We start from the raw sequence: 26,838 nt of genomic DNA on the forward strand, positions 1-26,838 counted from the left end.
GTATCCACTTCGGTCTTGGGTCTTGGGGACGGTTAACAACTATTAAAAATAGTTGTTAACCGTCCCCATCATCTAGCCAAGACTCTCATGTGCGTTTTTAGCCCAATTGGAATTATTAAATATTGCTCTTCCCACTCCAATAAGATCTGCTTTCTCTTCAACTAATAGTCTTTCGGCTACTTCTGCTTCTATAATTCCACCGGTAAGGATTACAGGAATATTTATAACTTTTTTAATTGCTTCAGTTAATGGTGCGAAATATCCTTGTCCTGTAAGGTGTGGAACATTATATCCACAGAATCCACCGGATATATCCAAAATATCCACTCCTGCTTTTTCAAATTCTTTTACAGCAATTTTACTATCTTCAATAGTAGTTCCACCTTCTATAAAATCTGAAGCCCCAAGTCTTAATAAAATAGGAAAATCTTCTCCTACCGCTTCTCGTATAGCCCTTATTACTTCAAGATGAATTTTAATTCTATTATAGATATCTCCCCCATATTCATCTGTTCTTTTATTTGTTAATGGAGAAAAAAATTGATTTAAAAGATATCCATGAGCTGAATGTATTTCTACTCCATCAAATCCAGACTTTTTAACTCTCAAAGCAGCATTCCTAAATGCATTTATAACATCTTGAATCTCATTACGACTAAGTTCACGAGGTATACTTCCTCTACGGGGATTAGTTACAGCTGATGGTGCTACAGGTGTTGTTTTTATAACCTCTTTAGTAGTCCCACTACCTGCATGATTAATCTGCATTATAGCTTTAGAACCATTACTTTGAATTACTTCTGCTAAGCTTTTCAATTCCTTAATTAAGCTATCATCTGCAATAGACATTTGATTATTACTTGCCTTTCCTTCAGGCATTATAAAACTATGCTCAATAATTATAAGTGATATATGCCCGCCTTCCGATTTTTCTTTATAATAATCTAAAATTGCCTGACTTACCTTTCCATTCTCCTCAGATTTTGCAGTAGCCATTGGTGGCATAACTAATCTATTAGTTAACCTTAATTTCTCTAATTCTAAAGGTTTAAATAAATATGACATACTCCAATCCTCCCTGTAACCATTATGTTTATCTTCATTATTATATCACTATTTTAAACTAATATTAGGGACGGTTAACAACTATTTGATATATGATTGTCTTATAACATTTTTATTAACATATTAATTTATATATCTTCAACTGCCTTAAACTATAATTTATTAAAGTACTTGTACACCTTTTTCACATAAGATTTTTTTAAAAATCTTCATGCATTTTTTAATTCATCTATTATATAACGAAAATAATTGACTTATATGATTCTAAGATTGATAATCAATAAAGTCACCTATAACATTTTTATATCTTTTATCATTATTTATAAGCTCTACTCCTAAGCTGCTTAATTTAGAGACCCCTGCACTTGTTATATTTCCTAATATATTGCATACATCTTTACATGTTGCATTACATAAATTTCTTAAGAGTAATACAAGAATAGCTCTAGCTGGCTCAACTTCTTTTTGATATTTTAAATATAATAATGTTCTTTCCATTTTAAATTTGCTTAAAATGTATTGAATTATATCTTCAGCTCTAAAATTTCTTTTTAATACTTTTCTTTCACTTCTGTATTCAGTTTTTTCATCCTCAAATTCTATTTCTTCCTTGCTTATATCATCTAATGAAATTATCTTAGTTCTTAATATGAAATTCATATATCTTTTATTAGACTTTTTCTTATCTTTCCCAAAGATACTCAATATAAATTTTTCGTCTAAAATATTAAAAGGATCTTTTCTCAATCCAATATATACTGCCAAACTTGAAAAATAGTACTTCTCTGGATTATTTTCATACGCCTTAATGTCTAATGGATTATTATGAATATAAATTGATAATGCCACAAGATACCTATTGTCTTGTATTATTTTACTTTTAAATCTATCTTGAAAAAGATGTCCATGCCTTTTATGTATTACATTATAATATCCAGCATATTTAAAATTAATACACTGCATTATCTTTGATATATCTGCTCCATTGGAATCTATTATCAAATGTAAATGATTATCCATTAGACAGTAAGCATATACTTTGAAATTATAGACCTTCTGATATAGTTTTATAATCTTCATATACTTTTTCTTATCTTCATCTGTTTTAAATAGTTGAACTTCACTTATACTTCTTGCCATAATGTGATAAATTGCACCTTCTAATTTTTTTCTAGCTGTTCTTGGCATAAAAAACACCTCACTTTTGAATGAATTTATCTGAAATTCTATCCAAAATGAGGTATTTTAAACAATTATATCTCTCTAGTATTTATTAATTAATAGATTTTTACTAGCCTTCTGCTTTTCGTTGTTAACCGTCCCTTTTATCCTATTCTTCATCATAAAAATCTAAGTATGAATACTTTTGCCCATCCTTTACCCAGCCTAAAATGGAGTCCATTCCAACATTTTGTGCTGATTGAAATATAGATTTCTCAACATCTTTAAAGTTTTTCTTTAGATCTTTAATTAAATTTTTCATTTCAGTACGCTTACCAGAAATTTTTTCAGCTGCAACCATACAACCACAGTTCATAGGAGAAATCCCGGCATTTACTGTATATCGTCTAATATCATCTTCATGAACATAAAAAAGTGGTCTAATTAATTCTACGCCTTCAAAATTTTTAGCTTTTAATTTAGGTCTCATAGTTTGAAAATTTCCAGAGTATAAGACATTCAACAAGGTCGTTTCAATAACATCGTTAAAATGATGTCCTAATGCTAATTTATTGCAGCCCAGTTCTTGTGCCTTACCATATAACGAACCTCTACGCATTCTTGCACACATATAACATGGATAGTCCTGAGCAATTCTATCCACAACTTCAAAGATACCCGACTCAAACATCTTAACTGGTATATTTAAATACTCACAGTTTTCAAGCAGTAACTTTTTATTGCTTTCATGAAAACCTGGATCCATTGCAATAAATTCTAACTCAAATTTAGTTTTTGAGTGTATTTGAAATTCCTGAAATAGCTTTGCCATAAGCAAACTATCCTTACCTCCAGAAATGGCTACTGCAACTTTATCCCCTTCATCTATTAATTTATAATCGCTAATTGCTTTAATAAACTTTGACCATATTCCTTTTCTATAGGTTTTAATAATACTTCTTTCTATATCTTTTAATGGCTTTCTTTCGTTTATTGGAATTAATAACTCACAGCCTTCTCCTGCTATATTATTACTAATATTATCACTCATTTTATCACCTCATGTTGGATGTATAATTATAAATCTTATTCTTTTCTATTTTAGTGCAAAATAATTATAATTTCAACGTTATTTATCGCGGTGCGGAAATTAAACATAAGAAATCTTGTATCCAAAGGTCTCCCAAAATTTTATACTGTTAGATTTCTAATTATAAATTGTTGTTAACCGTCACTATTATTTTCTTTTAAGTTTTTTAGCAAACTGTTGTTAACCGTCCCCATTTACCCATTTAAGCAACCTGAGACAGTTCTTTTTTATGCTTCCTTCTTTGAAATAATCTAAGAGCTGTAGTTAAAGCGCCAATTGCACATATTATTGCCGCGCAAATGTACACAATTCTCATTCCATAAATAAATACATCTTCTCTTCCTTGAATAAAACTTGAAACCTTGTATCCAATTTTATAACTCATTCTATTATAGAGTAGAGTTGTTGAAAATGAAACTCCAAATACCATTCCTACATTTCTTACTAAAGCGTTGACGCTACCTGCAATACCAAGTTTGTGTTTTGGTACAGTGGACATTACTAAAGAAGTGTTTGGAGATTGGAATAATCCATTCCCTAGAGATAATATAGATACAAAAATCATCATAACTCCTATAGTTGAATATTCATTTAAAGTCGACATAAATACTAATCCTACTGCTGTAAATGAAATCCCTACGAATGTAAGAAATTCTGACCCAATCTTGTCAGATAAGTATCCACTAATTGGGGCAACTACAGTTAAAATTAGAGGATAAACCATCATAAATAATCCTGTAGATGAAGGTGATAATTTTATAACTTCTTGAAGATAAAATGGTTGAATAATATTTAAACAACTAATTGCTGCAAATGAAATAAATGCGCAAAATACACTTATTGAAAATAATTTATTTTTAAAAATATCTAATTGCAATAATGGTGACTTTGTTCTTTTTTCAAGTAATATGAATGCCACAAATGAACTTATTGCTAAAACAAACCCTAAAATTATTACGAAATTATTATATCCAATTTCCTGACCCTTTGTAACACACATAAACAACGAAACAATTGCTACTAAAAATAAAAGTGCACCTTTAACATCTAACTTTTCATTTACTCCATCATTGGACTTAGGTAAAAATTTCATACCAAATATAAATATTAAAATTCCTATAGGCACATTAATTAAAAATATGTACTGCCAGCTTGCAACAGATACTATAAGCCCTCCAAGTGGGGGGCCTACGAGTGTTCCAAGTGCCACAAATGTCCCTGATATTCCTAAAGCTCGCCCTCTTTCTTCTGCTGGGAATACATGAGTTATAATTCCTTGATTTGTTGCCATGGTTGCTGATGCCCCAATAGCTTGCACTACTCTCGAAGCCACAAGCATAGACAATGTACTTGAAATCCCGCAAAGCAGTGATCCTATAGCAAAAAGTACAAGCCCCCATTTAAATACAGTGGTTTTTCCTTTTATATCTCCAAGCCTCCCAAATACTAAAATAGTTGCTGAGATAACTATAAGATAACTTGTTACAACCCACTCGATGGATGACATAGTTACAGATAGCCTTCTTGCCATAACAGGTAAAGCAACATTTACAATGCTACCGTCCAAGCATGCCATAAATGGCTGCATAACAACAATAAGAAGTATTAGCCATCTATTTTTGCAAATATTGTCTTTTGTATTTTCCATAGTTTATTAAATCCTCCACTATTATTTTTAGTTAGTATCAAATGCATAATAGTTAATACTTTGATTAGAAAATTTATTTACAAAAATTCCTCACAAAATATTAACTACTATATATTAAATCCTATTAATTTAATTTTAGCAAATTAGTTTACCATGTGAAACTATATCAGCTACACATAATTTTTTTGTTAATCATATTTTTTAGTCTATATTGTTGTTAACCGTCCCTATTCCCCGCTGGCAGCTGAGAACTGGCTGTTGTAAAGATCAGCATAGAATCCGCCTTTTTCCAAAAGTTCATGATGATTTCCTTGTTCAATTATAGTTCCATTGTTCATAACAAGTATTAAGTCCGCATCACGAATGGTTGATAATCTATGAGCAATAACAAAGCTTGTTCTTCCCTGCATTAAGTTATTCATAGCCTTTTGTATTTGCACTTCTGTTCTTGTATCAACACTTGATGTTGCTTCATCAAGTATTAATATTGAAGGATCTGCAAGTATTGCACGTGCAATGGTCAAAAGCTGCTTCTGTCCTTGTGAAATATTAGAAGCTTCTTCGTTTAGTATCGTATCATAACCCTCAGGTAAAGTTCTGATAAAATAATCTGCATGAGCAGCTTTTGCAGCTCTAACAACTTCTTCAAAGGTTGCACCTTTACGACTGTAAGCTATATTATCCTTTATAGAACCAGTAAATAACCAGGTATCTTGAAGAACCATACCAAACATACTTCTTAAATCTCCACGCTTTAAATCTCTGATGTCTATTCCATCAATTAAAATTTTTCCACCTTGGATTTCGTAAAATCTCATAAGTAAGTTTACCAGAGTAGTTTTGCCTGCTCCTGTCGGTCCTACAATAGCTATGGTCTGTCCTGACTTCACATCTATATTCATATTTTCCATTAATGTTACAGTTTCTTTATATCCAAACTTAACGCCTTCAAACTTAACTTCACCCTTTAATTTTCCTACTACTTCAAGTTCTCCGCTATTTAAGTTTTTCTCTTTTATTTCATTGTTTTTAAGGTCGATTACCTTAGCATTCTCTTCATCATGAATTTCCTCAGCTTCATCTAATATTTCAAAAACACGTTCTGCTGCTGCTATAGTAGATTGTAAAATATTTGCAATATTTGCAGTTTGAACTATTGGCTGCCCAAATTGTCTTGAATACTGAATAAATGCCTGAATGTTTCCTACTGTAATTTTTCCATTAGTTACAAATATACCTCCAACTACTGATACTAAAACATAGCCAATGTTGTTTATAAAATTCATCATAGGCATTATTATCCCTGAAATAAATTGGGCCTTCCATCCTACATTATAAAGTTTTTCATTTATTTCATTGAATTCATTTATAGCCTTTTCTTCATGTCCAAATACCTTTACTATTTTATGTCCAGTATACATTTCTTCTACATGTCCATTAAGCTCTCCTAAAGCCTTTTGCTGTTCTTTAAAGTAATTTTGAGACTTCTTAGCTATTAGTATTGTAACTATTATAGAAAGTGGCAATGTTACAATAGTAACTAAAGTAAGCATTGGACTTATACTAAGCATCATAATGATTATACCAATAATAGTTACAACCGATGTGATAAATTGTGTTAAACTTTGTTGAAGTGTGGATGCAACTGTATCTAAATCATTTGTTACTCTACTTAATATTTCTCCATGGGTACGTGAGTCAAAGTATTTAAGTGGCAATTTATTAAGTTTTTCATTTACATCTCGACGCATATCAAAAACAGTATTTTGAGCTACTCCTGCCATGATATATTGCTGAATATAATTAAATAAAGCACTGATTAAATAAAGTCCTATAAGTATTAAAACTATCTTTCCAATATAATTAAAATCTATTTTAGGACCATGTTTACTAATAAAGGTCCAAAGTTCTGGATCAATATTTGTAACATCTACTTTAGGTGTTGCCCCATCTGTTACAGCTTTTGGATTTGCCATCATGTTAGTTATCATTTTTCTAATAGACTCTGGTAGATCTGGCATATTTAAAGTATTTGCTATATTTTCAGGCTTAAATAAATCCATGGCATATTTGCCTTTAGCCATCAACCCTTCAAATATCTTAGTTGTGGCATTACCCATAATTTTAGGACCTGCAATACTAAAAATTGTACTTATAATTGCTGTTATAAATACTACTATAAGATTAAACTTTCTAGGCATTAAATATTTTATAAGTCTTTTTAGCGTTCCTTTAAAGTCCTTAGCTTTTTCTACAGGCATTGCCATTGGACCACCACCATGCCCAGGTCCTCTTCCTGGTCTTCCTAGTTTTTGTCCTTTATTTTCACTCATGCTAATTCCTCCTCACTAAGCTGTGAAGATACAATTTCTTTATAAACTTCACAAGATTTTAAAAGCTCTCTATGAGTTCCAATTCCTGAAATTCTGCCTTCATCTAAAACTATAATTCTATCTGCATCCATTACAGTACTTACTCTTTGAGCAACTATAATTACAGTTGAATACTTAGTTTCATCCTTTAGGGCACCTCTAAGTTTTGCATCAGTTTTAAAATCAAGAGCTGAAAAACTATCATCAAATATATATACTTCTGGTCTTCTTATAAGAGCACGTGCAATGGATAATCTCTGCTTTTGTCCACCAGACACATTATTACCACCTTGGGCAATTACAGCATCATAGCCTTCCTTCATATTAGCTATAAATTCAGAAGCCTGAGCAACTTCTGCTGCATGTTTAACTTCTGCCTCAGTTGCATCTTCTTTACCATATTTAATATTTTCACTAATAGTTCCAGTAAAAAGTACTGCCTTTTGAGGTACAAATCCTATCTTTTCTCTAAGATTTTCTTGAGTCATTTCACGAATATCCACGTCATCAACTAAAATATTTCCACCTTGGATATCATAAAAACGTGGAATAAGATTTATAAGAGTTGATTTACCAGACCCAGTCCCTCCAATTATGGCAGTTATCTCCCCTGGGTTTGCACTAAATGAAATATTCTTTATAGCTGGTTCTTCTGCTCCTGGATAGCTAAATGTAACATCCTTAAATTCTATATATCCCTTTCTTCCATCAGTATTTTTAGGATTTTTAATATCAATGATTTCTGGCTCAATACCAAGCACTTCATTAACTCTAACCGCTGAAGCTTCAGCACGAGGTATCATAACAAACATTATTGCAACCATAATGAAGGAAAACATAATTTGCATAGCATATTGTAAAAATGCCATCATATCTCCAACTTGTATGTCTCCACTATCAATACGAAGACCACCAAACCAAATAATTGCAATACTAGTAAAGTTCATTATTACCATCATAACAGGCATTACTACAGCCATCATCTTATTTACTTTAATGGCAGTTTTAGTAAAATCATAACTTGCTTCTTCAAAACGCTTCTTTTCATCCTCAATACGATTAAAGGCACGAATTACCCTAATTCCTATTAAGTTTTCACGTAGCACAAGATTTATCTTATCAACCTTTTTTTGCATTACTTTAAATAGAGGTACTGCTTTTCTTGCTACTAAAAATATAACTAAAACAAGTAGTGGAATTGCAACTGCGAGTACTAAAGATAACTTTTTATCCTTTGATAACGCCATTATAAGTCCGCCAATAGCCATTATTGGAGCACTAACCATCATACGCATTATCATAACTGTAACCTGTTGAATTTGGGTGACATCATTTGTAGTTCTTGTAATCATAGATGAGGTTCCTATTTTATCAAACTCATGAAGTGAAAACTTCTCTGCTTTAACAAAAATCTCTCTTCTAATATCTCTACCAAACGCTGTGGCAACTTTCGATGATAAAAAGCTTGATAAAATTACACATATGGCACTTCCAAGGGCCACAAGAAGCATAAACCCTCCAATTCTTAAAATGTAATCTGTATCTCCTTTAACTATACCCGTATCAACGATATCTGCCATTAATGTAGGTAAATAGAGTTCAGCCATAGATTGAAAAAATAAAAGAATTAAAACCATAGCTACATATTTTTTGTATGGCTTTAAAAACCTAAACAACTTAATCATAAATTTTCATCTCCTTTAAATTAATAAACAGCAATCAATAATTATAAATGTATTCCTGTACGGCAACTACTCATCTCTTAAATTTAGTTGCTAACCGTGCCCATTATCTTCCTTTCCCATACAACAGTTGTTAACCGTCCCCACTTTATCTTCTAAATTGCTTTTCACCTGCATAAGAAGCCTTTTAAGTAGTACTTGCTCTTCTATTGTAAAATTTCCAAAGCACTCTAAATCTATAGTTCTCATTATTTCATATACCTTGTCATAAGCTTCTCTACCTTTATCTGTAAGGTATACCCTAGATATTCTTTGGTCATTTACATCTGCTCTGCGCTCCAAAAGTCCAGCACTTTCCATTCTTTTAAGCATAACTGTAATTGTAGCAGGTTTGATATTAAGCCTTTCAGCAAGTTCCTTTTGGCTTTGACCATCTTTTATATGTAGTGCAAAAAGCATAGGCGGCTGCCCAGGGTATATGTCAACCTTATTAAGTAAATTATGTGCACGATGAAAGTGAAGCTTCATCACCTGTGAAAACACATAATATAATGAATCCTTCTTAAAATGCTCCATTTATAATCCCTCCTATGTCATCAAATACTTATCATCTTCAAACACTTATATATATTTAAATTTTTGTTTAGCCGACTAAGTAATTATTTTAGCATTGGTTTATTCATCAGTCAACTGTATTATTGCATTTGACAAAAAATACATATATATAAAATCATTAGCCACCTAACAATTTAATTACTATACTATAAGTTGTTAATTCCCAAGTTATAGAAATGGGGACGGTTAACAACAAATTTAAATAGTACCATACTTAAATTTAAAATTTTTAACTTTTATATAGTATTCTTTAAATGTGTAGTAAAATATTACTATGCAAATACAGGAAAAAAATATAGTATAATTCAAATAGGAGAATGAGAAAATGATAAATATCAAGTTAGAAAATCATTATAATATAAGATCAATTAGTATAGATGATATTAAAATTATGAAATCCTTGTGTGAGAGATGCTTAGATTATTATCTACTTCAAAATGCGGCACCTCCTTCTAAAGAAGATGCAGAAGAAATATTTACTGAGTTACCACCGGGTAAAAATTATGAAGATAAATTTGTTTTAGGACTATTTAACCATAATGATCAATTAATTGGAATCATAGATATTGTTAAGAACTTTCCTACTCTTGGACAATGGATGCTTGGATTGTTGCTTATTGATCCTAATGAAAGATGTAACGGATTAGGAAGGATAGTTCATAATGCATTAGTTAAATGGACAATTGACTCAGGGGCAACCTCCCTTAGAATAGGCGTATTAGAAGAAAATATTAATGGCATAAATTTTTGGTCTAATGTAGGTTATACCAAAATAAAAGAAGTTAGTATAGACTTTACTAATAAAACTCATAAAGTCCATGTTATGACTCTCCAAGTATAAGTTTTTTTCTTAGAATAAGATTTACTTAGTGTTGGCTATTAATTAATAACCATAATAATTTCTACTTATATAGAAACTTCTTTAGCTTCTCTTTCTATGATGCTTTGTTAAAAATGTAAAAAGGGACGGTTATTGCTAATTACAATAACCGTCCCTCTAAAATCAAAATTTATTGTTAACCGTCCCTTAGTTTTAATAAGCCGTTCTTTTTAGTGCTAATTGAATGGCGTTATAAAGTACTACTCCAACTAAAGTGTTAACTATAGTTGATGGAAGCACTACTGTATACATTAAAATTGAAAATGGAGCTGGTAATCCAAAAATATAAAACGCACTTCCTAGAAAAATAGTCCCACTAATTACTGTTCCTATAACTGAAACTAATCCCATTTGAAATTGATTATTTAACTTTTTATCTGTAATTTTAAACATCAAATATACAATTTGTCCAGTAATTAATTTATCTATAACATTTGGAATTTGTCCCCCAGGAAAAGTAGTAGTTGCAGCAGTGAGTATTCCTGATGCAATACTAATAATTAAAGCAAGTTTATAATCTTTACTAATGAGTATAGTAATAAACATCATAGTAAGTAAAATATCAGGCTTCATTCCAAATAAAAGTGGTGGAGCAATTTGATGTAAAATCAAACCTATGGCTAAAAGAAGTGAATTGATGATAATTTTTTTTAAATTCATAATAAATAACCCCCTAAATATTTCATAAAATCTTATAGTTTTTTTACAAATTAACTCATACCAGTCAGAAATATATTCATTTCAAACCATAGCTCTCACCTCCTTGCATGATCTATAGAAATTTTCAATCTCATTTAATGTTTTAGAAAATAAAAAAACCCTCACCCTAAAAAAATTAGGGCGAAGGTATTATTCGCGGTACCACCTAAATTATGCAAAAGCATATCTCTGAATCAGACACCAACATGTCCTATCCACTATAACGGGTGGCCTCCGTTAAGTACTACTAGTTTAAGGTTTAACTTAAACTTTCGGCTTACTTCTAAATGGTCCATTCACTACATGACATCGTATTGAGATCCCACCATCCTCAACTCTCTGAAACTAGACAATATAGCTACTCTTCCACTTCAAGGAATTTATTAAAATAAAATTATTCACATTTAACTTTTCATCATCTTACCACCTTGTAGCAATATTGTCAATATTATTTTACATAATTTTAGAATAATTAGCAGCTGCGAATTTAAAGTAATCAAAATAAGCTATACCAATATTTCTACTCCATCTTTTGTAACAACTACAGTATGTTCCCATTGAGCTGATAGTGAACCATCCTTAGTAATTACTGTCCATCCGTCTTCAAGTGTAACACATTCATAGCCACCTTCATTTATCATAGGCTCTATAGTAAACACCATACCTGGTAATAAAAGTACTCCTTTACTAGGTTTCCCAAAATGATCCACATGAGGCTCTTCATGAAATTTTAGCCCTACTCCATGACCGCCTAAATCTCTTACTACAGAGTAACCTAGCTTATCACAGTAACTTTCTATAGCTCTTCCTACATCATTAAGATCACCATATGGTTTTACTTCATTGATTCCTATATACAAAGCTTCCTTTGCTGCTTCCACAAGCTTCACAGCATTTTCACTAGCTTCTCCTACTATAAACATTCTACTTGCATCAGAATAGTATCCGTCCAATATAGTACTTACATCTACATTAATGATATCGCCATTTTTTAAAGCTCTATCCTCTGGTATACCATGACATATAACATTATTTATAGAAGTACATACACTTTTAGTGAAACCAAAGTAATTTAATGGTGCAGCAGTTCCTCCACTTTTAATAGTATACTCACTAACCCAGTTATCTATCTCATTAGTAGTTACTCCTTCTTTGATTCTCTGTCCTACAATATCTAATATTTCATTAGTAATCTTACCACTTTTCCTTATACCTTCAATTTGCTCTGGAGTTTTTATTATATCAAGTGGCGGGATTATAAATCCTTGCTCTTCATAAGCATATAACTTATTGTCTTCTTCGAAATGACACTTTTTATACTTTTTACCGCTACCACACCAACATAAATCATTTCTATTTGGTCTTTTCATTTAGCACATCTCCAATCAAATATTTAATCTTATAACTATTATGAAATACATTGCTTGTCAAAGTCAACACTTTAACTTTAGGGGACGGTTAACAACAAAATATCATTTAGCTTTGAATATTAAAATGACAGCTGTTGATAACTTCAATAACCATACCTAAACCTCAAATTGTTGTTAACCGTCCCCATCACCTGTCACCCTTAGTTGTTAACCGTCCCTAATTGCTTTCCTCAATTTCCTTATTTTTGGTTTCCTTATCTCTAAAAAATTTATTCTTTAAAAATTTTATATCTTCATCTATAAATCTATGTTTAACGGATTTTAGATCAAATTTAAATAATTTAAATGCAAATTGTACAAAGTATCCTATACTTAAAGATATGATTACAGTTCCTACTCCTAGAAACCCTCCCATAATATACCCTATAATTGATACACATATCTCAATTGAATTTCTAATAAATCTAACAGATTTATTAGTCCTTTTAGTTAATACAACCATAAGCCCATCTCTTGGTCCTGTGCCTAATCCCGCTCCAATATAAAGATAGCTTCCTATACCAATTATAAATAATCCTAAAAGTATCATTAAAACACTTGGTATTCCTCCATAAACCATAGGCACAAGATCGTTCATTAAAAGAAGATCCATAAAAACACCAATAAATATCATATTAGCAACAGAAGACCATCCTATTCTTTCTCCTAGCTTCCAATTTACCATAATCAAAACTGCCCCCACTGCAATATTCGCTTGTCCGAGAGTTATAGGTATCTTTCTTACAATTCCCTGATTTAAAACATCCCAGCATCCAACTCCTATATTCGCATTTAATGTCATAACCACACCTAAGGCAAATAGAAAAAGTCCCCAAAAGAGTCTAAAAATTTGCAATACAATCTTTTTCACACCACAATACCCCCAAGTATAAATTTTCATCTACAAACTATGATTATGTCTTTTCATTAACACTTAAACTTTCCATTTTAATTTTTAATTTTATAATATAATTATATCGTACATACTGTTATAATTATACAATTTATTTTATACATTATGCATTATCTCATATATGATAATTGTAAAAATAGTACATATATAATCATTTGATAGTTAAAAAGTATGCTAACCCTTCATTACTTTTTCAATATGAAATATATAAAACTTAGTAAACATTTAATAAATCATTCCATATTATAATCTTGTATCATTTTAGTATGAAGGAATTTAATGCATATTTTATCAATTATTATTTTTGCCATATCTTCAAGCAGTGATAATCTTATTGTTGGACTAAGCTATGGCGCTAAAAAAATCAAGATAAACTTTTTGAATACTTTTGTGGTATCCCTTATTTCTGGTATTGGTACCTTTTTAGCAATGTTATTTGGCAAACTGCTTACACAATTAATTCCGCTAATATATACCAATATAATAGGCAGCAGTATATTAATACTATTGGGATTATACCTATTAATACTTTCTTTTAAAAAAGGTTTTAATGATAATAGTAGCTTAGAAGAAGTTAATCAGAATATGTCCGATTTTTGTCGTTATGAAGCCACACTTAGAAGTCCAGAAATAATAGATGCTAATCACTCCAAGACTATTGAGTTTAAAGAATCTATTACACTTGGGATTCTGCTATGTTTAAACAATATTGGTTTTGGAATAGGCGCAAGTATTACAGGGTTAAACATTTATATAACATCAATATTTTCGCTAATTTTTAGTTTTGTATTTATTCAATTAGGATATTATATTGGAGAAAAGATACTTTATAATAATTTATCGAAATACTCAGAAGTAATTTCAGCATGCATTATTATAGCTCTTGGAATATACGAATTGTTTATCTAAAGAAATACTGATTTTTTTAAACAGTATTTCTTATAGAAGGGGCTGTCTGAAAATGCATAGATGTGCATTCCGAAAAGCCCTTTTTTCATTACATAAGTAAAATTCTAACTTTGTTTATCATTATGTTTTTAATATAAAATCTCTTAAGCCATTGATCTTAAAATAAAAAGAAGAGTGCAAAAATTACTACATTTTTGCACTCAGAATCCCCGTTTTTTTCTTCTTCTTGCATCAAATTTTCTTTTTAATGCTCTAATATCGTCATCTATGAACCTAGGCTTAACCTTTTTTACATCAAATTTAAACATTTTGAAAGCAAGCTGTATAAAACATCCTGTAGCAAAAGCCGTTATTATTGTTCCTATACCTACAAATCCACCTAAGAAATATCCTATAGCGAGCACTGTTACTTCAATAATCCCTCTAACTACACACACAGACTTATGAGTTTTTTTTGTTAGTGCCACCATAATTCCATCCCTAGGACCTGCTCCCAGTCCTACTCCGATATATAAATAGGTGCCAATTCCAATTATAAATAACCCTATAAATAGCATTAAAAATCGTAAAACAATACTTTGAAATGTAGGTACTAAGTTATTTTCTATTAAAATATCCATAAAAATACCTGTAAATACCATACCTCCAACAGTTCCCCAGCCAAGTCTTTCTCCTAAAACTCCATTTGCTACGAGAAGCATGGCTCCTACTCCAATATGAGCCTTTCCTCTTGAAACGTTTCCTACCTTAGCAATCCCATGATCTAAAACATCCCAAGGACAAAGCCCTAAATTAGTATTAATAATTATCACAACACCTATTGAAGAAACTAAATATCCTAAAAATAATCTTAAAGTACGCAATACTATCTTTTTCATATCGCATCCCATCTTTCTTATGATAGCTAATTTTTTTTATAAATCAGCACAGCTCGTTTTTAAGATGCTTTCTATATTAGTATTACACAAAACTCTTTGTAAATTCACCTATATAGTATATATGTTCAAGGCAATTTTTAGCTTACTATTTTTTAGTATAGACTCTTCAAAAACCGTCCATATTTATCTACATATACGCATAATTATCAAGTTTATCAGGTTAATCGAATAATATAATAAATATGCAAATTACTGTTTACAAAGTTCTCTTGTGGTGCCATAATCTATATATATTTAATAGTTAATATTGAAATTAATCATATCTTAGTTTATTTAAGATATTTTATTAAATACTTACCATTAGCTATTAAACATTAACTATAGTTGTTTGGAGTTGATAATATGAATTTGGATAGTAATGACGTAGCCAAGGCATCTATTGAAATGGCAATTTCTTCAAGAGAAAATGAATCTAAACTAATTAAAGAGTTTAAAGATAAAGGAATACTTACTGTAGCTGTAGATGTAGGTGGAAATTTAATATCTTCTATACCTAAAATAATTGAAAGAGCATTAGTAGCATCAAAAAGACATGGTCTTATAAAGGATTGTCATCCTCATGATGGTGCTGTAGCTGGTGCCACAAGAGAAGCTATAATACAAGTCTCATCAAAGGCAAATGGGCTTAATGTAGGTGGCAAAATAGGAATTGCAAGATCTGGCGAACACTTAAGTGTATGTATATTTATGAGCATAGGATTACTACATTTAAATGAAGTTGTAATAGGACTTGGACACCGTTCCATATCTGAAACATAAACTTCAATTTAAGTATATATTTAAACGAAAATTAACTTCATACATACTCTTGACAACATGTAATACTTAATATAAAATCTTATTAAGCTGTTAGTAGTTTATGGTAGGAAAATCCTCAAAGGAATTGAGGTATGGTGATTTGTAACAAAAACAAAATTTTTTGCAAATCATGCATGATAATTTAGTAGAGGCAGCTTAAATTTTTATAACAGTAGTATTGTAGTTTAATGTAGGTTAGCAGTTTTGTAGTATAAGTTTTTTAAATAAATTAATTCTCAAAAACCGTAGTATTGTAGTAAAGTAGGAGATAAGAGAAAATCAGGCCTTTGTTGAGGCTCTATTTTGTTATACAAAACTCTCCTAGTGAGAGTTTTTTTATTTATTAAAGAAATTTTGCAAATAAAATTTCTTCTTTAATAAGTATGCTAATATTTTTAATGCTGATTTATATTATAAAATTTACATTGTAGAAAGCATTCAGCCAGCAATAAATAACAGTGAAGGCTTTACTAAATGTAAATCTCATAATTTCAAATCAACATTATCTTAAAATATATAAATTTTTGGAGGATGGTAGTATGGTAGGAAAGAAAAAAAATTTATTATTATGTTCAATTTTATGTGCTATTACACTTCTAGGAACAGGTTGCACAACCTCTAAGCCTTCTAGCACTAGCAAATCAAATGTTAAAAAGATTGGAATCACTCAAATAATAGAACATCCCGCGTTGGATGCTTCTAAAAATGGATTTGTCAAGGCACTTTCTGATAAAGGCTTTAAAGATGGTGAAAATTTAGCCATTGAATTTTCAAGTGCTCAAGGTGATACCGCAACGACTCAAACCATAGCTCAAAATTTCGCTTCTCAAAAGAAAGATTTGATATTTGCAATTTCTACACCAAGCGCTCAAGCTGCATTTAATGCAACAAAAGACATTCCAATTTTAATAACTGCAGTTACAGATCCAGTAAAGGCTGGACTTGCAAAGTCCCTTGAAAAATCAGAAACCAATGTAACTGGAACCAGCGATTTTTCTGATATAAAGAATCAATTTGATCTCATAAAAGAATTATTACCACAAGCTAAAAGAGTTGGTTTTATATATAACACCAGTGAAGCTAATTCTGAAAAACAATTAGAAGAAGCTAAAAAGGCAGCAGCAAGTTTTTCTTATGAAATAGTTCCAATGGGAATCACAAGTTCAAATGAAATAGCTTCTGCATTGGATGCCCTACTTTCAAAGGTTGATGTACTTTATACTCCAACAGATAATCTTATAGCCTCATCAATGTCCTTAATAGTTCAAAAATCCACTGAGAAGAAAATTGCCGTAATTGGTGGAGAAAAGGCTCACGTAGAAAATGGAGCTTTAGCTACAAGAGGAATTGATTACTATAAATTAGGATATGAAACAGGTCTTATGGCTGTAGATGTTTTAAATGGTAAAAAACCAAGTGATATGCCTATTGAGCATCTAAAAGATTTAGAAGTTGCTATAAATGAAAAGACTTCAAAAGCCTTAGGAATATCTATTCCTTCCAAATTAAAGGATAATTCTGTGATCATAGGAGGTAATTAATATGTCAAGTTTTTGGATAAGCGTTTTAGAACAGGGCTTAATATTTGCAATTATGGCTCAGGGAGTTTATATAACCTATAAAATATTAGACTTTCCTGATTTATCAGTAGATGGTACTTTTCCACTAGGAGCAGCTATAACCTCTGCTCTACTTTTAAAAGGTGTAAATCCATATTTAGCTACCTTAGCTGCATTATTTTTGGGTATGCTTGGAGGACTTGCAACGGGACTTTTGCATGTTAAATTAAAAATAACAAATTTATTATCTGGGATTTTAGTTATGATAGGACTTTATTCCATAAATCTTAGAATTATGTCAAAGCCAAATATTCCTCTTTTCAATCAATCGATAATATTTAATAATTCAGTACCAAAAGTATTCATTATCTTAGCTATAGCCTTAATTGTAAAACTAACATTAGATATATTTTTAAAAACTAAATTGGGATTTTTACTAAAAGCAACGGGAGATAATCATCAATTAGTTACTTCCTTAGGAGTAAATATTGATTCAATGAAAATATTAGGACTTATGCTTTCCAATGGTATAGTAGCATTATCAGGTTCCATACTTGCACAGCATCAAGGTTTTGCAGATATTGGTATGGGAAGTGGTATGATTGTAACCGGTCTTGCCTCTATAATACTTGGGGAAGCATTACTAAAACATTTTAACTTTGTTACTGGCACAACTTTAGCAATCATAGGTGCTATAGTTTATAAAGCAATCATAGCCTTAGCTTTAAAATTAGGACTTCCTCCTACAGATTTAAAACTTATAAGTTCATTAATAGTTATAGTAATTTTAGCATTATATCAAAACAATCCTAAGAAATCATTAAAATCCTTAGCTAAAAAAGGAGGTAGTCAAGTTGTTACGAATACGAAATCTATCCAAGATATTTAACGAAGGTACTGTAAATGAAAGTGTATTATTTGATCATTTATCTTTAGATATAAATGATGGTGATTTTATAACTATCATAGGAAGCAATGGTGCAGGGAAATCTACATTATTAAATATTATTTCAGGAAATACCGACCTCGATGAAGGTGAAATTATCCTTAATGAAAATGATATAACAAAACTTCCTGAATACAAAAGAACTAAGTTCATTGGAAGAGTTTTCCAAAATCCATCAAGTGGTGTGTCTCCTTCAATGACGGTTTTAGAAAACTTGTCTATGGCTTATAGCAAAGGAAAAAAATTAGGATTATCCTTTGGAGCTACTAAAAAAGAAAGAAACTTATTTAAAGAATTATTGAAAGAGTACTCATTAGGCCTTGAGGAAAAGCTAGACGTTAAAGTAGGAGCATTATCTGGAGGACAAAGACAAGCGCTATCCCTTGTAATAGCTAGTCTTTCAAAACCTTCTTTGATGCTTTTAGATGAACATACTGCAGCCCTTGATCCTTCAATGTCTTCTAAAGTACTTGAGCTTACCTCTCAAATTGTAAATGAAAATAAAATGACCACTTTAATGATAACTCATGACCTAAATGATGCAATAAGTTTTGGAAATAGGCTTATAATGCTTCATAGAGGAAAAATAATACTTGATATATGTGGTGAAGAAAAGAAAAAACTCACCACTGAATCACTTTTAGATTGCTTTAAAAATATTGCTGACAAAGGTGCCTTAAGCGATAGAACACTTTTTTCATAGGAATGGACTAAAAGATCTAGGGTTGGAAGAAAATCTTCTTCCAACCCCTTTTTAATTACTAACCCTCTTATATTACTTTACTCCTTCTTCAATTTTCTTAATATACTCCTTTACACTTGAATCTTCAACAGGTGCTCCTTCATACCATTCTTTTCTGTTAACATTTTTATTTCCAAAATATCTAGCCTTTAATATAATTTCAGGTCTATATTCAAAGTGTAATATATCAAAATGATACCATTTTCCTCCCCAAATAAAATTATGCTTTTCAAAAACATCAACAATTTCTTGAGGATAGGATGCTATCCTTTCTGCTCCTTGCTTTTCAGATGCCCACTGCCAATAGTCTCTACTATCCCTTGCTAAATCAATTGCAATTCCAAAGGCATGGGGGCTTAATCTACCAGTTCCAGAAATTACTCTATAATTATACGTTCCACTGCTTGGGAACAAGCTTGCTGCAACCTTAGAATTTTTTTGAGCTATAGGCATAAGTTCCTGCATAACCTTTTTTAATTCCTCTGCTGCCTTATTATTTTTATTAAATCTGGAGTAATTTCCTACATTTACATTTACAAGATTTGATTCCACTTTATTTCTTGTTCCACCGTAAACTTCTGAAAGTAAACTATATACCCTACCACGACCTGGATCTTGATTTTTGGGCATCAAACTCTTAATTGGCGTTAATGGATATTCTTGTTCCATCATATCCTGTAAATCTGGATTTGCTAATTTCTGTTCAAAATTCTTTGCAGTTTTATCATCATATATAATTCTCTTTCCAGACTTCATAATTAAATACACCTTTTTATTTTCTCTCGTTTCTACACCTACAATATATTCTGGATAAGCCATCATAAGTGATAATATATCTTGCTTCATGGTCATCTCATATGTATCCTCTGTAGAACTTGCAAAGACATTATTTTTAGCCAAAGGCTTTTTTCCATACGCCGCCACACTCAATATACAAATTAAAACTATATATATAGGTATATGTTTTGCCATCTTCCCTTTCATTTCTATACCTCCGTTTCCTAGCTACTAGACAAGGTGCTAAGAATAAGAATCCGCTGAAATTTTACTCAATTCCCTATCCTATCTCCTTGCATCTAAGTCTTTGCTCATATATAGACTTACCAATATCACACAAATCTATGTAAAATAAAAAACTGCAAAGCAATACTTAATTTATTAACTAAATAAATTGCTTTGCGGACTCCATACTATTTACTAATAAGCACATATTGTTCCTGTATTAAACTAATACCTAAATGTAATATGGTTTTTTTTCTTAAATTTTTAAGAGTATATATTTCAGGTAATGTGTTTTTTAAATCTTCAATTTCTTCTTGATTCATAGTTTCTAATATATTTGTACTGTCCATTTTACAGCAAACCTGATTATTTAAAACAGGTGAGGTATTAAAATAAACTTTAGTAGAGCATTTAAAGGGAATATCTATTTCTAAACTTTTTACGTTGCCGTTTACTGCATTATCCGTTACACATTCTATATTTGAATATGTTATATTTTCTCTTATAAATCCTTTTATAAAAAGCTTATTTGAATTATTTATTAGATGGCAGCTTTCTAAAAATACATCTTTATTTACATCTATTATTTTAAAAGCTGGCTCATTAAACTTTATGAGTGTTTCTAAACAAATTGGAATTTCAATTTGAGATATTATCACTGGAACTTTAGAAACCACTGGTTCTTTAATAAATTCGGACTTTATGTTTTTACTAAAGCAGCATTCTAATACTATATTATTAGAGACTTTAGCCTTGCAGTGTACAGCAACATCATTTTCTGCAAACTCTATGTCATCTATATTGCATTTATCTTTTATAGTATATTTATCTTTTATATTACATTTATCTTTTATATTATATTTATCTTTTATATTATATTTATCTTTTATAGTATATTTATCTTTTATATTACATTTATCTTCTATATTATATTTATCTTCTATATTATATTTATCTTTTATACTATATTTATTTTTTATATTATATTTATTTTTTATACTATATTTATCTTTTATATTATATTTATTTTTTATATTATATTTATTTTTTATATTATATTTATTTTTTATATTATATTTATTTTTTATATTATATTTATTTTTTATATTATATTTATTTTTTATATTATATTTATCTTCTGTATTACATTTATCTTCTATATTACATTTATCTTTTATATTATATTTATCTTCTGTATTACATCTATCTTCTACATTGCTATGATCAATGTTCTCTACAATGTTTTCCTTAGCCTTATATTCTACACCTTCTATTATATTATCATTATTATTTTCTATAATATCATCTACATTATATTCATCTTCTATATTACATTCATCTTCTATATCACATATATCTCCTACATTTTCTATATCACATATATCTTCTACATTGCTATGGTCAATGTTCTCTACAATATTTTCCTTAGCCTTATATTCTACACCTTCTATTATATTATCATTATTATTTTCTATAATATCATCTATATTACATTCATCTTCTATATTATATTCATCTTCTATATTACATATATCTTCTACATTGCTATGGTCAATGTCCTCTACAATGTTTTCCTTAGCATTATATTCTACACCTTCTATTATATTATCATTATTATTTTCTATAATATCATCTACTGTAGTATTTAATGCCTCTTGCTCTTTTTCTTCATAATCATTAAATATATTATCATCGCCTTCTGCCTGTACATTAGTTGATAAATCTTCATGATTATCCTTTTTATTATTGCCAAAAAGGTTAAATTGACTACCTAACATTTCAAGCAACCCTATAAACATTACGGCTGAATCTTCTACTCCTTGAGATGAATTTTGTGGCAGCATATTGTTTCTAGGTATAAGTTCTAATTTCTCTTCACACCTTCGTCTATGTCTATGTTTCTTTGACATATAGACTCTCCTTAATTATTGATAAAAAACATATAATAAATAATGGATAATATATAACAATTAATGAATCATCTAATTAAATTTATATGTGATAATTTGTAGAAAGTCGCCCAAAGGCGACTTTCATATTAATTATTAATTATTAATTATTAATTGTTAATTATTATCTAAGCTTTAGCATCCTGATTTAGCTATAGCTGAAAGTGTTACATTACATACATCTAATACATCTTCTTCATTTATATTTACAGCTTCAATTAATCTAACAGTATATTTACAGCATCCTGGGCAGCTATTACATTCACAGTGACAGAAGTTGAAAGATGTAGTTAATTCTTCATCATCACTCAAAGCAATTGAAAAATCCCAGGTTCCGCATGGTACTTCTTGACCTTCATCACAAGTTTTGAATAAGCCGAATACTAATCTTACTGGACGAATTTCATGTTCTTGCTCAGATCTATAGTGGATAATACTACAGAACTCAAATTTTACAACTGGCATTTTTAAGCAAGTTGTATCTAAAGTAAGACATCCTAAAGATCTTGGATGGAAGAAATTTGTTGTTCCGTTACAACCTTGATGACCAGGTATTATAGTTCTGTCTACTCTAGCACCTGTTCCAGCTGCACATTCAAATAATATTGAATATGGGCATGGGTTTTTTGGGCAGCAGTGTTTAAACTCATGTTTATCTTTGCATTTTTCACATTCTACACATTCACATCTGCACTTTCTCTCATCGCAATCGCAATCTCTGTGCCTTCTATCACAATCGCAATCTCTGTGCCTTCTATCACAATCGCAATCTCTGTGTCTTCTATCACAATCGCAATCTCTGTGTCTTCTATCACAATCGCAATCGCAATCTCTGTGTCTTCTATCACAATCGCAATCGCAATCTCTGTGTCTTCTATCACAATCGCAATCTCTATCACAATCGCAATCTCTGTGCTTTCTATCACAATCTCGATCTCTATCACAATCGCAATCTCTGTGCTTTCTATCACAATCGCAATCTCTATCAAAATCGCAGTCTCTTCTTGGGCGGCAAGATGTGGATGAGTGTATTACTTGATCGTCGCTATGCTTATTGTCATAATATAGTTTCATAAAAATCCTCCTCTTTATTATCTTTAACTACACCATTTTTTTAACTTTAGAAAGCTTTCTAAGCTTCTAATATAATATATGATAAAGTCAAGCAAGCGTTACATAACTTACATTTTTTTTTATTTTAACTTTATTTAAGGGCTTAAAATCCATAATGCATTAGAACAATGTTCTCTTTATTCTTTACATTTAAAAGATTCTTTATATGATGGATGGCAATGGTGTTTTGGAACACATACTTGTTGATTTTGAAGTACTTTAATCCTAACGTACACTACCATCTTTTCAGTTAATTCTGTAAAGCATTTTTCTTCGTCAAATCTACCAGTACAGTTTATATCACGGTCTAAAAGAGTTGATTCTAAAATCTTTACAGATTCCAATTCACAAAAGATTTTTTCGTGGAATTTTTTAAAATGAATTCTAGATTCTTCTTCATCATTTGCACATGTCATTGTACTATCCAATGAATTTAATTCATTCTCAAAAGATCCTCCAAACATAGGGTTCTTATCAAATTTAACTTTAGTCACACATCTAAAAGGAATTTTTACTGTTGTATGCCTTATATCTCCACTAATACTTGTTTCATTAGCGCAGCTTACAGTAGAATACTGAATATTTTCTTCAACAAATCCTGCAATAAATAACTTATTGGTGAAAGGAACTAAATGACATTGTGTTATACAAACTTTTTTGTCTATATCCTTTATATCAAAAGCAGGCTCCTGCAATCGAATGTCCGACTCAATATCTATTTGTATTTTAACATCTGAAAGTACTACTGGAACCTTAGCAACTAAAGGCCCATATATTCCCTCTGGATTATAGTCACGATTTTCACATTCTCCCAAAACTTTAGATCTTATAACCCTTGAGTCACACTCTCGAATTGGTCTTGGTCTACATCCTGAATCTCTACTTAAACAGCTTTCATCCATATCTGAAGCTCTCCTCTCTATAATCTTAAGTATATTAAAACCTTAAAGTTTAGACTTCTTAAACATTAAAGTTTAATACCTAATATCATACTATTCTAAAGAGCTTAATTTGCTACAACTCCTTGAATTTATATCTTAGTTGTTAAACCATAAATATTCGCTATCAAATATTCACTACTTACTGTTAATTATTTAGTATTAAATATTAACTATATTTAATCTACACCTAATTCTTCAACAGGTACTTCTTTTCCAATCATACCTCTTTCAGGATCAAACCCAACTTCTATTTCAACACATTTTGTATCTTTACTAGAGATTACATTTACATCACAGCTAGGCTCAGGAATACATACATTTTGGTTTTGTAATACTTTAAGTCTAATATAAACAACCATTTTTTCAGTTATTTCATGGAAGGATTTTTCATTAGGTAAAGTGTTCCAAAGCGGTGTATTTCTCTCTAAAATATCTGTTTCCAGTATTCTAGTATGCTCTAGTTCACAATAAACTGGTTCATATAGCTTATTATAGTGAATCCAAGAATCTTCTTTTTGCTCCTTATTTAGCATATTATCATTTAGAGAATTTAATCTTTTCTTGTATTCTTTTCCGTATATTGGGCAATTGGAAAAGTGAATTTTTGTTACACACTTGAAAGGAATGTTGACGGTGGTATGCTGTATATTTCCGCTTATACTTACTTGATTTGTACAGTCAATAGTAGAAAATTGTATATTCTTTTGAACATAACCTGCTATGAAAAGCTTATTCGTATATGGAACAAGTTTACATTGAGTAATCTCAATATGTTTATCAATATTTTTAATATCTAAGGCTCTTTCTCCTAGTCTAATTTCTGACTCTAAATCAATTTGTACTTCTACGTCAGATAAAACCACAGGAATCTTACCTATAAGTGGTCCCGTTCTACCAGTTGGAATGTTACACTCATTTTCACATTCATTTAAAGTAGCAGATTCCATAACCCTATAAGCACACCTCGGTATGTTTTGATTACTTTCATTACAATCCTTCATTTTCATTTCTTGTGCCATAAATATAATACCTCCATTTTTTACTACAGTATCATAATATTCAAACTAAGTTAAATTGCTACATCTGATTAGCCTTTTACTATATATTTAATTCTTAGTGAATAATAAGAAAAAAAACTACTAATACTATAAAAAGGCAAAATCTATTAGCATGTATTTGGAGGAGTTTATGTGAAGACTATTATAGAGGACAAATATATTATATTTTTACTCTTTTCAGGTGTAGTTGGACTTTTTACTAACATCCCAAAAGAATATGCAACCTATGTTGGTACTGGCGGGTGGGTAATTATCATTATAGATTTACTGCTAATATTACCTCCAAGCTTTGCAATCATATGGTTAAATAAGCAATACGAAGGAAAGATTATACCAGAGTATTTAGTTGAAATTTTGGGGAAATATATAGCCTTTCCTATAAACATTATTTATTTTATAAGATTTTTTATAATAGTTCCTTTAATGACTAGAGCGCTCTTAGTCATGGTTAAATCTACAACATTAGAAACAACTCCAATTTGGCCATTAGCTTTGGTATTTATATCTTGTGCGTGCTATGCTGCAACTCAGGGAATAAAGTCTTTAGCTTATATATGCCAATTTTTTGTTTTAATTGCATTAGCTGTATCTTCTATATTGTTTTTTGCATTACTTAGTAAAGGAGGATTTATAAATTTAAGACCTTTTTTTGTAAAAGAAGATATTCCTCTTTATTTTAAAGAAAGTATTCGAAACTTAAGAATCTTTTTTGGAGCTGGCGTGCTTTTTGTAATGCCATTTTCCAAAAAAGATAATAAAAAGGCTAATATATATTTATTAATAGGTTATATAATAATAACCTTATTTTATCTATTTGTATTTTGGGGAACTGTTGCTGTTGCAGGAATAAACCAAACTGTATTATTTGATGATATATTTTTTATTGCAGTTAGAAGTGTTGAAATTCAAAACCTAGAAATATTGAAAAGACTTGATGGCTTAGCAATTACTGCTTTTATCTTTACTAGTTTAATGACGGTTGCAATAGATATATATGGAGCAGCTGTTATACTTAAGTATTATTTAGAGAAAACTAAAATTCCGAAAAAAACAACCTTTTCTTTTTCTTGTATTGCTACATCTATTGCAGGCTTTGTATTTTGTATTATTATCCCTAATACATTTGCTTTAAAGCAGTATCTTTCAATTGCTTTCAAAATGGCATGGCTTACTGCTTTCATTATTCCTATGATACTATTTGTCATTGTTAAAATTAAAAATCGCATTAGTAAGGAAACATCTCAATAAAATTGAGATGTGCTGACTTATAACGAAATTAAAAATTTCTATAGGTCATGCAAGGAAACATCTCAATAAAATTGAGATGTGCTGACTTATAACGAAATTAA

The 26,838-nt window shown here is 30.3% G+C and carries 23 protein-coding genes and 1 other annotated feature; of the genes, 7 read left to right on the forward strand and 16 right to left on the reverse strand.

All coding sequences use genetic code 11. The features are described from left to right. Positions 1–72: 72 nt before the first annotated feature. The 7 genes from CRN98_RS08695 to CRN98_RS08725 form a co-directional block, all read right to left on the reverse strand. Complete coding sequence (locus CRN98_RS08695) at positions 73–1,065, reverse strand: NADH:flavin oxidoreductase (RefSeq protein WP_097027036.1); 993 nt, start codon at positions 1,063–1,065, stop codon at positions 73–75. Between the two features lie 264 nt (positions 1,066–1,329). Beyond that, positions 1,330–2,253 (reverse strand): transposase, encoded by a 924-nt coding sequence (locus tag CRN98_RS08700; protein ID WP_179632055.1) that lies wholly within the window; start codon positions 2,251–2,253, stop codon positions 1,330–1,332. Between the two features lie 142 nt (positions 2,254–2,395). Beyond that, positions 2,396–3,277 carry a tRNA 2-thiocytidine biosynthesis TtcA family protein gene (locus CRN98_RS08705; RefSeq protein WP_097027038.1) on the reverse strand — a complete coding sequence of 294 codons (882 nt, stop codon included), beginning with the start codon at positions 3,275–3,277 and terminating at the stop codon, positions 2,396–2,398. 241 nt (positions 3,278–3,518) lie between these two features. Next, positions 3,519–4,964, reverse strand: coding sequence for an MFS transporter (locus CRN98_RS08710; protein ID WP_097027039.1), 1,446 nt, complete (start codon positions 4,962–4,964; stop codon positions 3,519–3,521). A 227-nt stretch (positions 4,965–5,191) separates the two neighbouring features. Then, the gene (locus CRN98_RS08715) at positions 5,192–7,297 is read right to left on the reverse strand and encodes an ABC transporter ATP-binding protein (protein WP_097027040.1); all 2,106 of its coding nucleotides are present in this window, start codon (positions 7,295–7,297) and stop codon (positions 5,192–5,194) included. After that, complete coding sequence (locus CRN98_RS08720) at positions 7,294–9,021, reverse strand: ABC transporter ATP-binding protein (protein ID WP_097027041.1); 1,728 nt, start codon at positions 9,019–9,021, stop codon at positions 7,294–7,296. Before CRN98_RS08720 ends, CRN98_RS08715 begins: the two co-directional genes overlap by 4 nt. Positions 9,022–9,111: 90 nt before the next feature. Next, a complete protein-coding gene (locus CRN98_RS08725; RefSeq protein WP_097027042.1) occupies positions 9,112–9,594 on the reverse strand; it encodes a MarR family winged helix-turn-helix transcriptional regulator in 483 nt (160 codons plus the stop codon). 364 nt (positions 9,595–9,958) lie between these two features. On the opposite strand from CRN98_RS08725, the gene CRN98_RS08730 reads away from it, so the two are divergent. Further along, positions 9,959–10,474 carry a GNAT family N-acetyltransferase gene (locus tag CRN98_RS08730; RefSeq protein WP_097027043.1) on the forward strand — a complete coding sequence of 172 codons (516 nt, stop codon included), beginning with the start codon at positions 9,959–9,961 and terminating at the stop codon, positions 10,472–10,474. A 192-nt stretch (positions 10,475–10,666) separates the two neighbouring features. Here the strand turns inward: CRN98_RS08730 and CRN98_RS08735 are convergent, their stop codons facing one another. The 3 genes from CRN98_RS08735 to CRN98_RS08745 all read right to left on the reverse strand — a co-directional run bounded on the left by CRN98_RS08735 (position 10,667) and on the right by CRN98_RS08745 (position 13,492). Further along, complete coding sequence (locus CRN98_RS08735) at positions 10,667–11,173, reverse strand: tryptophan transporter (protein ID WP_097027044.1); 507 nt, start codon at positions 11,171–11,173, stop codon at positions 10,667–10,669. Between the two features lie 173 nt (positions 11,174–11,346). Further along, positions 11,347–11,596 (reverse strand) — a binding site (T-box leader). 122 nt (positions 11,597–11,718) lie between these two features. Then, positions 11,719–12,582 carry a methionyl aminopeptidase gene (locus CRN98_RS08740; protein ID WP_097027045.1) on the reverse strand — a complete coding sequence of 288 codons (864 nt, stop codon included), beginning with the start codon at positions 12,580–12,582 and terminating at the stop codon, positions 11,719–11,721. Between the two features lie 217 nt (positions 12,583–12,799). Further along, positions 12,800–13,492 carry a YczE/YyaS/YitT family protein gene (locus CRN98_RS08745; RefSeq protein ID WP_242960873.1) on the reverse strand — a complete coding sequence of 231 codons (693 nt, stop codon included), beginning with the start codon at positions 13,490–13,492 and terminating at the stop codon, positions 12,800–12,802. A gap of 321 nt (positions 13,493–13,813) precedes the next feature. Here CRN98_RS08745 and ytaF point away from each other — a divergent pair, with 321 nt between their 5' ends. Then, positions 13,814–14,443 carry a sporulation membrane protein YtaF gene (gene ytaF, locus CRN98_RS08750; RefSeq protein WP_097027047.1) on the forward strand — a complete coding sequence of 210 codons (630 nt, stop codon included), beginning with the start codon at positions 13,814–13,816 and terminating at the stop codon, positions 14,441–14,443. A 200-nt stretch (positions 14,444–14,643) separates the two neighbouring features. On the opposite strand, the gene CRN98_RS08755 is transcribed toward ytaF, so the two are convergent. Beyond that, positions 14,644–15,321, reverse strand: coding sequence for a YczE/YyaS/YitT family protein (locus tag CRN98_RS08755; RefSeq protein WP_097027048.1), 678 nt, complete (start codon positions 15,319–15,321; stop codon positions 14,644–14,646). Positions 15,322–15,723: 402 nt separating this feature from the next. Between CRN98_RS08755 and CRN98_RS08760 the strand changes: the two genes are divergently transcribed. The 4 genes from CRN98_RS08760 (at position 15,724) to CRN98_RS08775 (ending at position 19,387) form a co-directional block, all read left to right on the forward strand. Next, positions 15,724–16,140 carry a HutP family protein gene (locus CRN98_RS08760; protein ID WP_097027049.1) on the forward strand — a complete coding sequence of 139 codons (417 nt, stop codon included), beginning with the start codon at positions 15,724–15,726 and terminating at the stop codon, positions 16,138–16,140. A 578-nt stretch (positions 16,141–16,718) separates the two neighbouring features. Continuing rightward, the gene (locus CRN98_RS08765) at positions 16,719–17,720 is read left to right on the forward strand and encodes an ABC transporter substrate-binding protein (RefSeq protein ID WP_097027050.1); all 1,002 of its coding nucleotides are present in this window, start codon (positions 16,719–16,721) and stop codon (positions 17,718–17,720) included. Position 17,721: 1 nt separating this feature from the next. Next, the gene (locus CRN98_RS08770) at positions 17,722–18,627 is read left to right on the forward strand and encodes an ABC transporter permease (RefSeq protein ID WP_097027051.1); all 906 of its coding nucleotides are present in this window, start codon (positions 17,722–17,724) and stop codon (positions 18,625–18,627) included. Further along, positions 18,593–19,387 (forward strand): ABC transporter ATP-binding protein, encoded by a 795-nt coding sequence (locus CRN98_RS08775; RefSeq protein WP_097027052.1) that lies wholly within the window; start codon positions 18,593–18,595, stop codon positions 19,385–19,387. Before CRN98_RS08770 ends, CRN98_RS08775 begins: the two co-directional genes overlap by 35 nt. 72 nt (positions 19,388–19,459) lie before the next feature. Here CRN98_RS08775 and CRN98_RS08780 read toward each other — a convergent pair whose 3' ends face one another. From CRN98_RS08780 to CRN98_RS08800, 5 genes are all read right to left on the reverse strand, one after another. After that, the gene (locus CRN98_RS08780; RefSeq protein WP_423237093.1) at positions 19,460–20,410 is read right to left on the reverse strand and encodes a M15 family metallopeptidase; all 951 of its coding nucleotides are present in this window, start codon (positions 20,408–20,410) and stop codon (positions 19,460–19,462) included. Between the two features lie 206 nt (positions 20,411–20,616). Beyond that, on the reverse strand, positions 20,617–22,338 hold the full coding sequence (locus tag CRN98_RS17715; RefSeq protein ID WP_179632057.1) for a hypothetical protein: 1,722 nt from the start codon (positions 22,336–22,338) through the stop codon (positions 20,617–20,619). A 174-nt stretch (positions 22,339–22,512) separates the two neighbouring features. After that, positions 22,513–23,451, reverse strand: coding sequence for a DUF4489 domain-containing protein (locus tag CRN98_RS08790; protein ID WP_097027053.1), 939 nt, complete (start codon positions 23,449–23,451; stop codon positions 22,513–22,515). Between the two features lie 176 nt (positions 23,452–23,627). Then, positions 23,628–24,392, reverse strand: a complete 765-nt coding sequence (locus CRN98_RS08795) for a CsxC family protein (RefSeq protein WP_097027054.1) — start codon at positions 24,390–24,392, stop codon at positions 23,628–23,630. Between the two features lie 215 nt (positions 24,393–24,607). After that, the gene (locus tag CRN98_RS08800; RefSeq protein WP_097027055.1) at positions 24,608–25,450 is read right to left on the reverse strand and encodes a CsxC family protein; all 843 of its coding nucleotides are present in this window, start codon (positions 25,448–25,450) and stop codon (positions 24,608–24,610) included. A gap of 171 nt (positions 25,451–25,621) precedes the next feature. Here CRN98_RS08800 and CRN98_RS08805 point away from each other — a divergent pair, with 171 nt between their 5' ends. Beyond that, a complete protein-coding gene (locus tag CRN98_RS08805) occupies positions 25,622–26,737 on the forward strand; it encodes a GerAB/ArcD/ProY family transporter (protein WP_097027056.1) in 1,116 nt (371 codons plus the stop codon). Positions 26,738–26,838 lie beyond the last annotated feature (101 nt).

This window comes from Clostridium peptidivorans (genome assembly GCF_900205925.1).
In the GTDB taxonomy this organism is placed as follows: Bacteria; Bacillota; Clostridia; order Clostridiales; family Clostridiaceae; genus Clostridium_AK; species Clostridium_AK peptidivorans.